Origin of the sequence: Veillonella montpellierensis (assembly GCF_947090115.1) — a bacterium.
Taxonomy (GTDB): Bacteria; Bacillota; Negativicutes; order Veillonellales; family Veillonellaceae; genus Veillonella; species Veillonella montpellierensis.
In genome coordinates, this window is record NZ_CAMUMS010000005.1 from 70,271 (window position 1) to 84,270 (window position 14,000).

At 35.5% G+C, this 14,000-nt stretch carries 13 protein-coding genes, 1 tRNA gene and 1 riboswitch; of the genes, 12 read left to right on the top strand and 2 right to left on the bottom strand.

All coding sequences use genetic code 11. The annotated features are described in order from the left end of the window. Positions 1-92 precede the first annotated feature (92 nt). The 12 genes from nrdG (at position 93) to P6940_RS03735 (ending at position 11,585) form a co-directional block, all read left to right on the top strand. The gene (gene nrdG / locus P6940_RS03680; protein WP_038151231.1) at positions 93-602 is read left to right on the top strand and encodes an anaerobic ribonucleoside-triphosphate reductase activating protein; all 510 of its coding nucleotides are present in this window, start codon (positions 93-95) and stop codon (positions 600-602) included. A 288-nt stretch (positions 603-890) separates the two neighbouring features. Then, positions 891-996, top strand: a riboswitch (TPP riboswitch). Positions 997-1,213: 217 nt separating this feature from the next. Then, positions 1,214-1,459, top strand: coding sequence for a sulfur carrier protein ThiS (thiS, locus tag P6940_RS03685; RefSeq protein ID WP_277293230.1), 246 nt, complete (start codon positions 1,214-1,216; stop codon positions 1,457-1,459). A gap of 42 nt (positions 1,460-1,501) precedes the next feature. Next, complete coding sequence (gene thiF, locus P6940_RS03690) at positions 1,502-2,071, top strand: sulfur carrier protein ThiS adenylyltransferase ThiF (protein WP_051211924.1); 570 nt, start codon at positions 1,502-1,504, stop codon at positions 2,069-2,071. Between the two features lie 25 nt (positions 2,072-2,096). Further along, a complete protein-coding gene (locus P6940_RS03695; protein WP_028256964.1) occupies positions 2,097-2,861 on the top strand; it encodes a thiazole synthase in 765 nt (254 codons plus the stop codon). 147 nt (positions 2,862-3,008) lie between these two features. Next, positions 3,009-4,196 (top strand): 2-iminoacetate synthase ThiH, encoded by a 1,188-nt coding sequence (thiH, locus tag P6940_RS03700; protein ID WP_277293231.1) that lies wholly within the window; start codon positions 3,009-3,011, stop codon positions 4,194-4,196. 17 nt (positions 4,197-4,213) lie between these two features. Next, positions 4,214-4,999, top strand: coding sequence for a thiamine phosphate synthase (locus P6940_RS03705; protein WP_277293232.1), 786 nt, complete (start codon positions 4,214-4,216; stop codon positions 4,997-4,999). 183 nt (positions 5,000-5,182) lie between these two features. Beyond that, positions 5,183-5,274: transfer RNA gene (locus tag P6940_RS03710), tRNA-Ser, on the top strand. A 228-nt stretch (positions 5,275-5,502) separates the two neighbouring features. Beyond that, complete coding sequence (locus P6940_RS03715) at positions 5,503-6,756, top strand: amidohydrolase (protein WP_277293233.1); 1,254 nt, start codon at positions 5,503-5,505, stop codon at positions 6,754-6,756. 458 nt (positions 6,757-7,214) lie between these two features. Next, the gene (locus P6940_RS03720; RefSeq protein ID WP_277293234.1) at positions 7,215-9,284 is read left to right on the top strand and encodes a polyribonucleotide nucleotidyltransferase; all 2,070 of its coding nucleotides are present in this window, start codon (positions 7,215-7,217) and stop codon (positions 9,282-9,284) included. 39 nt (positions 9,285-9,323) lie between these two features. After that, positions 9,324-9,773 carry a deoxyuridine 5'-triphosphate nucleotidohydrolase gene (locus tag P6940_RS03725; protein WP_028256959.1) on the top strand — a complete coding sequence of 150 codons (450 nt, stop codon included), beginning with the start codon at positions 9,324-9,326 and terminating at the stop codon, positions 9,771-9,773. A gap of 84 nt (positions 9,774-9,857) precedes the next feature. Continuing rightward, on the top strand, positions 9,858-10,382 hold the full coding sequence (locus P6940_RS03730; protein WP_277293235.1) for an NUDIX hydrolase: 525 nt from the start codon (positions 9,858-9,860) through the stop codon (positions 10,380-10,382). A 27-nt stretch (positions 10,383-10,409) separates the two neighbouring features. Continuing rightward, on the top strand, positions 10,410-11,585 hold the full coding sequence (locus P6940_RS03735; protein ID WP_277293236.1) for a phosphopentomutase: 1,176 nt from the start codon (positions 10,410-10,412) through the stop codon (positions 11,583-11,585). Between the two features lie 501 nt (positions 11,586-12,086). Here the strand turns inward: P6940_RS03735 and P6940_RS03740 are convergent. Both P6940_RS03740 and rpsT read right to left on the bottom strand, forming a co-directional pair. Continuing rightward, entirely contained in the window at positions 12,087-13,460 is a 1,374-nt protein-coding gene (locus tag P6940_RS03740; RefSeq protein WP_277293237.1) for an amino acid permease, read from the bottom strand. 121 nt (positions 13,461-13,581) lie between these two features. Beyond that, positions 13,582-13,842, bottom strand: coding sequence for a 30S ribosomal protein S20 (gene rpsT / locus P6940_RS03745; RefSeq protein WP_038151220.1), 261 nt, complete (start codon positions 13,840-13,842; stop codon positions 13,582-13,584). Positions 13,843-14,000: the final 158 nt, after the last annotated feature.

Below are 14,000 nucleotides of genomic sequence, written 5' to 3' on the forward strand. Positions count from 1 at the left end.
TGATTTGTATCGTGTAAAATTAAAAATAGCTATACAGGCAATTCTCATGATAAGTATTGTTTGTATAGCTATGATGATGGTAGGGATTTATTATGAGATATGGACAAATACGAAAGTATGATATAGCTAATGGAATAGGGATTCGTACGTCTGTATTTGTAACTGGTTGTACTCATAAATGTTATAATTGTTTTAATGAGTCATATCAAGATTTTACTGCAGGTGCAGAATGGACGGATACAGAAACACAGCAAGTTATTGACTATATAAAGGATGAAAATATTCGCGGACTTACATTACTTGGGGGAGAACCTTTTCAAAATGTTGATGGATTGGTAGAATTGGTAACTAATGTACGAGCGGCAATACCGGATAAAGACATTTGGGCGTATTCTGGTTATACATTTGAAGAAATTATGGCGTGCCCTCATAAATATAGATTATTAGTATTGTGCGATGTATTAGTTGACGGATTATTTGTAGATGCATTAAAAGATCCATCGTTGCCATTTAGAGGATCATCAAATCAACGAATTATTGATATACAAAAAAGTTTAAAAGCTTCTAAGCCTGTTTTATTAGATATAGAAGAAGCTCTGTAATGGTATAATAATTTCCTAGTAATAGTAAAAGGCTATGAGGATAGGTAAAAAATTGATGCGCCGTAGGCTATTCATATCAATAGGATAGTATGTTTTAGTAGATGTTAGTTTTTAGACAGTTTGATAGATGTTATGAAATATGAGAAATAATTTTCTATAATAATTAGTTCTTATATAGGGGTCTTATAGATTTATATCGTCAATGTTTGACTACTATAGAATTGATCGTTATAAAATAGTAAATTCCTATTGATAAATTTGAAAATTTTAGTATAATGAAAATATAATTATATATGAAAAGGGAGCTAACACTGGTTGGCTGAGAGTAAACGAATGTTTTGACCTAGAACCTGATTTGGATAATGCCAACGTAGGGATGCATAATAGAGAACAGGGATACTACATTGGTGTTCCTGTATTTTAATTATAGTGAATATTATAGTATAGTTTATTACTAATTAATTAAATAGATATGATTAGACTGCTAAGGCACGAAGGGGCATACCACCACGGGTATGATTTCTTGGTGTCTTTTTTAGTAACTGATTTGTATTGGTACATACTATATAGAATAGACATATACAATAATATATAGGACAGAGGTGATATGTATGAAAGATGAGTGTACACTTAGGATTAATGGACAGATGTATTCGTACTCTATATTATTGGAGCAACTTGGATATGATCAAGAAAAATCAATAACATTAGAACAGCTAATTATAGGACTAGGATATCGTTTAGAACGAGTAGCGGTTGAATATAATGGAAATATTGTTAAGCGCGATGTATGGAATCATACATTAGTCGTAGCTGGATCCATTATAGAAATTGTATCGTTTGTTGGTGGCGGCTAATGCACAGTAGAGAGTAGTATTGTCGTTTTAGAGAGGGTATATATGGAAAATACATTAAGTCATAAGCGGGTGACAATCATAGGCGTTGGTGGAATTGGATCTCATGTAGCGGTAGCTTTGTGTCGTGCTGGAGTGGGAACCTTACGGTTAATTGACCGAGATGCGGTAGATGTGAGTAATTTAGGAAGACAATGTTATACGCATGCAGACGTTGGGATTGATAAAGTAATAGCTTTAAAAGCGTATTTAGAACAGGTTAATCCTAATGTACACATTGAGGTTGAATCACGGTGGGTAAGTCAAGATACGATAGGAGATATTTTAGAGAAAGAACAATTTATTATAGAGGCAGTTGATAAGGCGACTACGAAAGCGTGGCTTACAGAGGAGATTTTGCAGTTACCTAATCTTATTTGTTTGATCGGATGTTCTGGCATGGCCGGCTGGGGTGATAGTAATGATATCCTGTGTAGACAGTTCCGTCATAATTGGTATGTGTGTGGAGACTTTCAAAGTGATATTGATGAATTGGGAAAAATTACCGCAGCTCGTGTTATGGTATGTGCCGGGCATATGGCGAATAAAATGATACAGTGTTTGAGTAATAGTTAGTAATATATAATAAGGAGACATAATAATGGATACATGGACATTAGGAAATCATACATTTACATCGCGGTTTATTTTAGGATCAGGTAAGTTTTCTTTACCTTTAATTCAGGCAGCAATCAATGAAGCTCATGCAGAAATTGTTACATTGGCATTGCGACGTGCCGTAGGTGGAAAGATAGAAAATATATTGGATTATATTCCTAATACGGTTAGTTTATTACCTAATACGAGTGGTGCTAGAACAGCAGAAGAAGCAGTTCGCATTGCTAAATTATCAAGAGAATGTGGTTGTGGTGAATTAGTAAAAGTAGAAGTTATTGGTGATTCTAAATATTTACTACCTAATAATTATGAAACCATAAAGGCTACAGAAATATTAGCTAATGAGGGCTTTACGGTTCTACCTTATATGTATCCAGATTTATATGTGGCAAGAGATTTAGTAAATGCTGGAGCAGCGGCAGTTATGCCTTTAGCAGCACCTATTGGTTCCAATCGTGGCTTAGAAACAAAAGCATTTATTCAATTACTAATTAATGAAGTGGATGTGCCTATTATTGTAGATGCAGGCATAGGTACACCATCACAAGCAGCGATGGTTATGGAAATGGGAGCTACTGCAGTTATGGTGAACACGGCCATTGCTACAGCTGGCGATATTCCTATGATGGCACGAGCTTTTGGACAAGCCGTTGAAGCAGGCCGTTTAGGATATTTAGCAAAATTAGGACGCATATTAGATTCGGGGGCTGAAGCATCATCTCCATTAACAGGATTTTTGATAGATTAAGTGGTTTTCTTAATCTGCTTGCGTGATAATTTAAATAGTTAGAATTTTGTGATGTATATTAGTCGTATGTTTAGCTTGGTCGACCATTTATACATGAATAGGTGATAGTAAAGTAAACATATTGCTAATTAGAATAGGAGTTTTTATATGAATGGAGTTGCTATTCCGAATAATAAAACAGATCATATGAAATATATGCCATATATGGATCAAATTGATAGTACTGTACGTGAATCTGTAATCACAGCTATGAATGCTTATGATTATTGTAATTATACAGCGAAAGATGTAAAGAGAGTCTTACAGAAAGATATCTTATCAGTACAAGATTTTCAAGCCTTATTATCACCTGCAGCAGAACCATTTCTAGAAGAAATAGCGGCAAAAGCGGCCTCTGTTCGTCATCGTTATTTTGGTAATAATGTACAATTATTTACACCTTTATACATTTCCAATTATTGTGAAAATTATTGTGTATATTGTGGATTTAATTGCCATAATAATATTCACCGAGCTAAATTGAATGAAGCTGAAATTATTATTGAATTAGAGTCCATTGCGAAAACTGGATTGCAAGAAATTTTGATTTTAACTGGTGAAAGTGAATATTGGAGCGATATAAAGTATATTGGACGTGCTTGTGAATTAGCTAAACAATATTTTTCGGTGGTGGGCATTGAAATCTATCCGACTAATATAGAAAATTATCGTTATTTACATGAATGTGGTTGCGACTATGTTACTGTATTTCAAGAAACATATAATGATAAAAAATATGAAACTTTGCATTTGGGAGGAAATAAACGTATTTTCCCATATCGCTTAGAAGCACAAGAGCGAGCACTTATGGGTGGCATGCGCGGAGTTGGCTTTGCGGCTCTATTGGGCCTTGATGACTTTAGAAAAGATGCGTTTGCCACAGGATATCATGCATGGTTATTACAACGAAAATATCCGCATGCAGAAATTTCTATTTCTTGCCCTCGATTATGTCCTATCGTTAATGATGCTACTATTAATCCTAAAGATGTTCATGAAACACAATTATTGCAAGTTATATTAGCCTATCGTTTGTTTTTACCATTTGCTAGCATTACGATTTCTACGCGAGAAAAACCTACTTTCAGAGATCATGTTATCACCTTGGGAGCAACTAAAATATCAGCTGGTGTTAGCACAGGGATTGGTAGTCATGGAGGAATTAATCAAGAGGAAGAGGCCGAAGGCGATGCACAATTTGAAATTTCTGATAGTCGCAGCGTAGAAGAAGTAATGAAGGCCATTAAAGATAAAAACATGCAACCAGTGATGAGCGATTATATTTATGTAGGATAAAAGACGGGTGAATTAAGATGTATCCTATTACTATTATTAGTAATCGAAGATTAGCCAAGAGACCCTTGAAAGATCAAATTACGTATATAATAGAGTGTCATAAAGATGCAGTTCATCATAAAGAACATCTACATTTCTATGGAGATTCACATTGGATTACAAACTATGGTGATTGTCAAGTTATTATTAGAGAACCTGATATGGATCATGATACGTATTGGCAATTAATTGATGAGTTACTCCCTATAATGGATCATTGTCGGATGCTTATTCATGGAATGATGGTGCAAGGATTAGAAGATATAGATAGAATTGTTACTCGAGACTTGTATGTTCATATGCCATTGTATTCGTTGCAAGATATAGTAAGAAAATTTGGTAAGTCTATAGATACAAATCCTATGATTGGTCGATTTTTATCGAAACATATTAAAGGCACGTCGATTCATTCTGTCGGGCAGTGGAAAAGTTGGCTTGCCTATATAAAACAGTACTCTATTACAGGTTGGAACTATATCCTTATCAGTCCCGTATTACCTACATCATGTAAACCTAATGCTATAGCTTTGGGTAAATCTGGGGTAGTATCGATTATTAATGAAATACATACTAATTGTGGTGATACAAATTTAGATAGGAATTATGATGCTAGAGATATGGACATAGTTTATGAAGCTAAAAAGGGAAAGACATTACCTTTTAGAATATATGCATTAGGTGGAGTTACAAGTCATACCTATCAAGATGTATTAACATGGGGTGTTGATGGTATTGCTATGATGAGTGAAGCTATGACAATCTAATTAGTAGTATGAGTTCACTTTATTTTATAAGATGAAGTGGTGGTAATTTGATGTCTGTTGTATTACTATTCGCATTATATATAAAGATGGACGTTTATTGCATGTAAATTTATAAATTTGCAGATTTATAAAAATTTGGTTGACATCTATTTGATTACAAGGTATACTCATAAAGTACCTTATGGAGAGCTGTCCGAGTGGCTTAAGGAGCATGATTGGAAATCATGTGTGCGGTGAACTCCGTACCCAGGGTTCAAATCCCTGGCTCTCCGCCAAAAGTAAAGGCATCAGTGCGTGGCACTGATGCCTTTTTTGTATATCAGTTGTATAGATTTTAAAGCGGTAGATAATGGAATTTTTATAAATGATGGATATGCATTGCTCTTAGCATATGAATATGATTGGTTAAGCTGGTACAGGCATTATATTGTATTTACTATGAGTAAGGATTATACTGTAACTATCAATATATTTTAAGTATACATTAAAAAAGTGGGTGTTTTATGCGATTAATAGAAAAGGTAGAATCTATTATTATAGATGAATTGCCTGCCTTAAAAGAAGTATATATACATATTCATCAAAATCCTGAGCTATCTATGCAAGAATATGAGACTAGTTCTTATATAGCTAATCAACTAAAAGAATTAGACATTGATGTTACTGAAGGGATAGGAGGCACTGGTGTAGTAGCCATCATTCGTAATGGAGAAGGCCCTACTATTATGCTTCGCGCTGATATGGATGCCTTGCCAATGAAAGAGTCTAACGGCTTATCCTATGCCAGTGTCAAGACTATGATTGATCGTAAAGGACATGAAACGTCTGTATCACATATGTGTGGTCATGATATGCACGCTACCATGTTATTAGGAGCTGTTACCGTATTAGCCAAGAAAAAAGATGCCTGGTCTGGGACTATTGTAGCCATCTTTCAACCAGGAGAAGAAACGGCGGAAGGGTCACAAGCCATGATAGATGATAATTTGTTGGCTCATATTCCTAAGCCTGAAATTATATTAGGACAGCATTTAATGTCTTTTAAATCTGGTACAGTTGGCTATCGACCAGGTCAAATTTTGACAGCTGGAGATAGTTTAAAAGTAACCTTCTTCGGAGAAGGAGGTCATGGAGGCATGCCAAATAATGCGATTGATCCCATCGTTATGGCCGCCTCGGCAGTGGTTAGATTGCAAACTATTGTGTCTCGAGAAGTGGCACCACAAACACAGGCAGTACTTACTATTGGTGAATTTCATGCGGGCAAAGCAGAAAATATTATTCCTGATGAAGCATACATTAAATTGAATATTCGTACTATTGATGAAAGTGTTAGAGCTCATATGTTAGAGGCAATTAAACGGATTTGCAATGCAGAAGCACAAGCATCAAAGGCACCTAAAATGCCAATGTTTGAAGAAATTAATAATTATCCTCTTACAGTTAATGATGTAGCTGCTACTAAAAAGATAGAAAAAGAGTTTGCTTTGACATTTGGTGATAATGCTTTCGAAATGAGTCCGCTAGGCGCTAGTGAAGATTTTAGTCGTTATGGGCGTGCTTGGCATATACCGTATGTATATTGGTTTATTGGAAGTACTGCGCCTGAACTATATAATCAAGCAGTAGCGAATGATGATATCGGTAGCTTACCAGGACCGCACTCACCATTTTGGGTGGTTGATTTAGAAACAACATTAGTTACGGGAATGAAAGCTATGCTTTCAGCAGTGGGAGCTTGGTTCGATAAAAAATAATCAGATATAGTGCAGTAACTTTACATTTCTATGATAGTAAGATACTAGAACGCTATTTTTTTTGCCGTAACACTTGATAATGAAAGAATATTTGAAATATGGAATAATGCTTAATTCGTATGAAAGTGCATGGAAATATATAGGGTGTTTTATAGTACGTATTATATGATGAAATAGATAGATTTACGCATAGGTCATAATAAGACGTATACGTCTTATTATGACCTACTATATTTTTAAAGATTTATATAATAGAGAAAAAATTTAAAACCAGCTTTATTGAAGAAAGATATAGTTAACAAGCATATTAATCTTATATCATGTATTGCTACTAGTGGCGATTAGTGTTTTACATGTAAGTTGCTTGTGAAATAATTGATGAGATTTTTGTATAAATGATTAGGTCATGCTATAATAATAAAGATTATAATATACAGTGATTAAGAGGAGGAATTGGAATGGAAGAATTCCAAATGCAATTAGCTGGTCGAACACTTTCTATTGAAACTGGCGAATTGGCAAAACAAGCAAGTGGCGCTGTTATGGTACGATATGGTGATACCGCTGTATTAGTAACAGCAACAGGTTCTAAAGATGCGAAAGATATTGATTTCTTTCCATTAACAGTGGATTATGAAGAAAAAATGTATGCTGTAGGTCGTTTGCCAGGTGGATTTATTAAACGTGAAGCACGTCCACCAGAAAGTGCTATTTTATTTAGTCGCTTAATTGATCGACCAATTCGTCCTTTATTTGATAAAGGTTGCCGTAATGAAGTTCATGTAGTGGCAACAGTTATGTCTGCAGATCCAGATAATGCACCAGAAATTTGTGGTATGATTGGTGCCTCATTAGCATTGGCCATTTCTGATATTCCATGGGCAGGCCCTGTTGCAGGGGTACGAATGGGGCGTGTTAATGGCTCGCTGGTAGTGAATCCAACAGTTGAAGAATTAGCAATCTCAGATTTGAATGTAGTAGTGGCGGGTACAAAAGATGCCATTTTGATGGTTGAAGGTGGCGCCGAAGAAGTCCCAGAAGAAACTTTATTAGAAGTTATTATGGCGGCGCATGAAGAAATTAAAAAAATTGTAGCTTTCCAGGAAGAAGTTATAGCTAAAGTTGGCAAACCTAAACGTGTATTTCCAACAAAAGAGATTTCAGAAGATATAGTGAATGCTGTTAAAGACTATTGCTATGAAGCTTTAGATAAAGCCGTTCGATGTGTGGATAAACAGCAACGTGATATGCAACAAGAGGCTGTATGGAATGATGTGGAAGCTCATTTCACAGATATATATGCAGATGATATGGATCAGGTGCATATGGCGTTTGATAAATTAATTAAAGAAATTGTACGGCATATGATTACGGTGGAAAAAATTCGTCCAGATGGGCGTAAGCTAGATGAAGTACGTCCGATTTCATGCCGCACAGGTCTATTAGCACGTACACATGGTTCAGGCCTATTTACACGTGGACAGACACAGGTGTTAAATGTTTGTACATTGGCGCCTCTTTCTGAAAAACAAACAATTGATGGTATTGGTGCTGAAACAGAAAAACGATATATTCATCACTATAATTTCCCATCTTTTTCAGTAGGCGAAACTCGTTCCTCGCGCGGTCCAGGACGTCGTGAAATTGGACATGGTGCCTTGGCGGAACGCGCATTAGTTCCTGTTATTCCATCGGAAGAAGAATTTCCTTATACATTGCGCTTAGTGTCTGAAGTATTAGAATCCAATGGCTCTAGCTCTATGGCATCTGTTTGTGGTAGTACTTTATCGTTAATGGATGCAGGTGTACCTATTAAAGCACCAGTAGCAGGGATTGCAATGGGTCTTGTGACACAAGGTGAACATTATACCATATTGACAGATATTCAAGGTATGGAAGATGCTTTGGGAGATATGGATTTTAAAGTAGCTGGTACTGCTAAAGGTGTTACAGCCATTCAAATGGATATTAAAATTTCTGGTTTGTCCCGTGAAATATTAGAAGAAGCACTACAACAAGCTCATATTGGCCGTATGCATATTATGAACATTATGCTTGATACTATTTCAAAACCTCGTGATACTATGTCACAATGGGCACCACGAATCATTACTATGCAAATTGATCCTGATAAAATTAGAGATGTAATTGGCACAGGTGGTAAAGTGATTCGGAGTATAATTGAAGAAACAGGTGCTAAAATTGATATTGATGACAATGGATTAGTATCCATCGCTTCTGTTGAAGCTGCTGGTGCAGAGAAAGCTGGAGAAATTATTACTAATATTGTTAAAGAACCTGAAGTGGGCGAGACTTATTTAGGTACTGTTACTCGGTTAATGCAATTTGGTGCATTTGTAGAAATTTTACCTGGTAAAGAAGGATTAGTTCATATTTCTAAATTAGCTAAAGAACGAGTAGAAAAAGTAGAAGACATTGTTAATGTAGGTGATCAGATTATGGTCAAAGTGATTGAAATTGATGATAAAGGTCGCATTAATTTATCTCGTAAAGACTGTTTGAAATAATATATTTCTGATGACCTCATCGTATGTAAGGAGTTTTGTATGGATATTCGAGGCTTTGAAGTTATATCTAGTTTTGAAGAAAAAAATATTAATCTACCACAACGTAAGACATCAGAAAGTGCTGGTTATGATATAGAATGTGGCGAAAGTGTTACCATTCAACCAGGTGAAGTGCGATTAGTTGCTACTGGCGTAAAAGCATTTATGAATTATGATGAATATTTAGCGATTCATATACGTTCTAGTATAGCTATTAAACGTCATTTGATGTTGGCAAATTGTACTGGTATTATTGACAGTGATTACTATAATAATGAGGAAAATGAAGGACATATTCTCATTGGCCTTTATAATTTAGGTTCAGAAGCAGTATCATTGGATAAAGGTGAACGTGTAGCACAGGGAATTTTTTCCAAATACTTATTAACAAATGAAGATGATGCACAAGGCATTCGTAAAGGCGGTATTGGAAGTACAGGAAATAAATAATAATAGCCGTAGGCGTATGCCTATGGCTATTTTCTTATTCCTTATATAAATTATATAAAAAGAAAGATGGTATGTATGAGAGATATGATAGAACGAACATTATCATCAGATATGAAATTTGATGGAAAATTGATTAAAGTAACATATGATATGGCAGAGGTAAATGGCAAACAGGCATGGCGTGAAGTAGTACATCATCCAGGTGCTAGTGCGGTGGTAGCCGTGACTGATGACGGAAAAATTGTTATGGAGAAACAATATCGATATGCTTTGCAACAAACATTACTAGAAATACCTGCTGGTAAATTGGATGGTGATGAAGATCCTTTGGTGTGTGCTAAACGAGAGTTGGAAGAAGAAACAGGGTATCGGGCATCGACATGGATTCCTTTGGGAACTATCGCTACTAGTGCAGGGTTTTGTAATGAAGTAATTCATTTATATGTAGCTAAAGATTTATCTTCTGGTCAAGTTCATTGGGATGAAGATGAATACGTGGAATTAGAATATTATACAGTAGATGAGTTATTAAGCGTAATTCAGAAAGAACGTATTAAAGATACGAAAACATTATCGGCGTTATTGTTAGCCATGCCGTTTATCAAATAGAGATTCCTATCGGTAGGAGGTGTTATTATGTTTAAACGGATTATTGTATTAGTTATGGATAGTGTAGGAATTGGACATGATCCTAATGCTAAAAAATTTGGTGATGATGGGGCGAATACGTTAGGTCACATCGAAGAAGTTGCGGGCCCTATTTATTGCCCCATGCTGCGATCACTAGGGCTTGAATCTATCGCGGATATGACTAAAACAAACCATAAATCTATGGCAAGAATATATGGAAAAATGCAAGAAGTTAGTGTGGGTAAAGATACAACCAGCGGCCACTGGGAAATGATGGGACATCCAGTAGATACACCGTTTCCTACATTTTATAATGGGTTTCCTAGTGAATTGATGGAGGCTTTTGAAAGAGAAACTGGTGTTGGTTATTTGGGAAATGAAGTTGCATCAGGTACTGAAATCATTGAACGATTGGGAAAAGAGCATATGGCTACGAAAAAACCTATCGCTTATACGTCAGCAGATTCGGTATTCCAAATTGCCGCCCATGAAGATATTATTCCTCTTGATGAGTTATATGACATATGTCATATTGTTCGTGAAAAGGTATGCATTGGTCCTTATGCAGTAGGACGCGTTATAGCTCGTCCTTTTATTGGTAACTTAGGATCCTTTGAAAGAACCTCTCACCGTCATGATTATAGTCGAATGCCGGAACACACCATGAATCAAGAATTATTACAACGGGCAGGCTATCAAACGATAGCGGTAGGAAAGATTGGTGATATTTATGCTCATGTAGGGTGGAGTGCATCGTATCCTACAGAGTCAAATGCACATGGAATGGCAATGGTTTCATATTTATTGGATCATGAATTTACCAATGGATTAATGATGGTTAATCTTGTTGAGTTTGATAGTTTGTATGGTCATCGCCGTAATGTGACAGGATATAAGCGAGCTATTGAAGAATTTGATTGTCAATTGCGAGGGATTTTACCTTTGCTTGATGAGAGTGATTTATTGTTAATTACAGCAGATCACGGAAATGATCCTACTTGGACTGGCACAGATCATACAAGGGAACGAGTTCCGTTATTAGGATATTCTAAACAATTTACTAAGTCGATTAACGTAGGTGTTAGGTCAACTTTTGCTGATTTAGGCCAAACTATTTTAGATAATTTTAACTGTTCTAGTCCTTACGGAAAAAGTTTTCTACATGAGCTTATAAGAGAATAATTTGATGAAGCGGATAGAAAATCAGAATCGTATGTTATCCTAAAAATGAATTGTTAGTATAATTGGTTATATGAAATCAATACAATTGTTCTTCATTTAGAAATGGTGTTTATGTTTTATATAGTTTATGTATGAAATGTTGATGTATGCATATTTATATACTAAGAGAGTGGGTATAACAAATTTTGTTTATCCTAGAACATAGGTAGTTAGCCTGGGATCACTCATATAAGCTATATACCATGTAATAAATCTGATAGTGGATTACAGATATAGGATATACGAAATAGAGGAAAGTTGATTATAGGGCAATCAACTTTCCTCTATTGTTGTTGTATAGATATGGAAACATTTGGCATATATTGTTTCATTAGTATGCTGCAGATATAGTAACCAATTAATTTGCGTATGTCAGTTAATTGGTTACTATTTACTTATGTTACCATATAGATGATAGTACTTTCATTAAGAAAATACTAGCATCTATGGTATCACGGGATCCTATTTATCACGATTTTGTTTGGCTTTCATACATTTAAAACCTATATATAGTAGTATCATCCATATAGGAATTAAATAAGCTGCAGGACGCATGCTATCCATTAAACACATTTCGATTACAATTAGGGCAAGGAAAGCGAGACATATGTAATTGGAAATAGGATAGAATAGAGATTTGAATTTTAGTGTCTCTACAAGACCAGCCTTAATTTTAGATTTTCTAAACCCTAAATGAGTGATAATGATAGAAAACCATGTCATAATAATGGCCACAACGGTTACTAACAATATATACATAAATACATCTTTAGGAATAATATAATTAAGTGCTACTGCAATTAAGGTAATACCGGATGAGAAGAAAATACCAAGAATTGGTACGCCGTGAACAGATAGATTGGTGAATATTTTGGGAGCTTGTCCATTTTTAGCTAAACTGTATAACATGCGAGAATTAGAATAAATGGCACTATTGTATACAGAAATAGCGGCTACTAAAATTACAAAATTGAAGATATGGGAGGCAGATGTAATGCCTATATCACGGAAAATAGTAACAAATGGACTACCATCTAAACCAATTTGATTCCAAGGAAAGAGGGCGGTTAATACAAGTATAGTGCCTACATAAAATAGTAGAATACGAACAATAACTTCATTGATTGCACGAGGAAGTACTTTTTCAGGACGTTGCACTTCAGCAGCCGTCATACCGATTAATTCTATACCACCAAATGAGAATACTACAATAACTAATGAGGTTAGTAGGCCGTGCCATCCATTAGGTAAGAAACCACCATGGGCCCATAAGTTGCTGAGATTTTGTGGGCAAGGAGTACCATTGGAGAAGAGTAGGTATATGCCCAATATAATCATGGCGATAATAGCACTAATTTTAATAACTGACATGGCTGATTCCATCTCGCCATACATGCGAACATTAATTAAATTAGCTGTAGTGATAACGGCTAGGCAAATAAAAGCAGATAACCATTGGGGCATGTCAGGAAGCCAATAGTTAATATAAATGCCAACAGCAGTTAATTCTGACATGGCACATAATAAGTATAATATATAATAATTCCAACCGGCCATGAAGCCAGAAAACTCACCACAGTATTTTTTTGCAAAATAACTAAACGATCCAGAAACAGGTTCTTCTACGCACATTTCACCGAGCATACGCATAATTAAAAAGATAATAATACTGGCGATTACATAGGAGAGAGAAATAGCGGGGCCCGCCATTTGAATCGATGTGGCAGAACCATAAAAAAGACCCGTCCCAATAGATCCACCAATAGCGATCATTTGTATATGACGATTGGTCAACCCCCGCTGAACTTGATTAGAATTAGAAATTTCTTTTGACATAATATCCCCTATCTACAGATGATTAAGTGTCATCTATGATGTGTATAATATTTGTAAAAAAGCCACAACATTAGAGTGGAAACTCTATGTTATGGCCCTAATGCTTAAAAGATAGAGTATCTTATAAAGCATTTACTTTTGCAGCTAATTTAGATTTTTTTCGAGCTGCTGTATTTTTGTGAAGAACGCCCTTGGAGGCTGCTTTATCAATTACGCTAGTCGCTTGAACTAGTGCTTGTTTAGCATCTTCTACTGCGCCTGCTTGAACAGCTTCAACGGTTTTACGAGTGGCAGTACGAATCTGGGATTTAACAGCAGAGTTTTTTGCACGACGTTCAGCATCCGTTTTTACGCTTCTAATACTGGATTTAATATTTGGCAATTGAGTCACCTCCTTATGTTAATAATACTATACCTAAAGCATTATATCATAGTGCTTTATATTCTGCAATACTTTCAGAGTTGGGTTATATGATATAATAGAAACAAGAAAGTGCGATAATAGACTATAGTTTACTAAGTAAATAAATATTTTCTAGT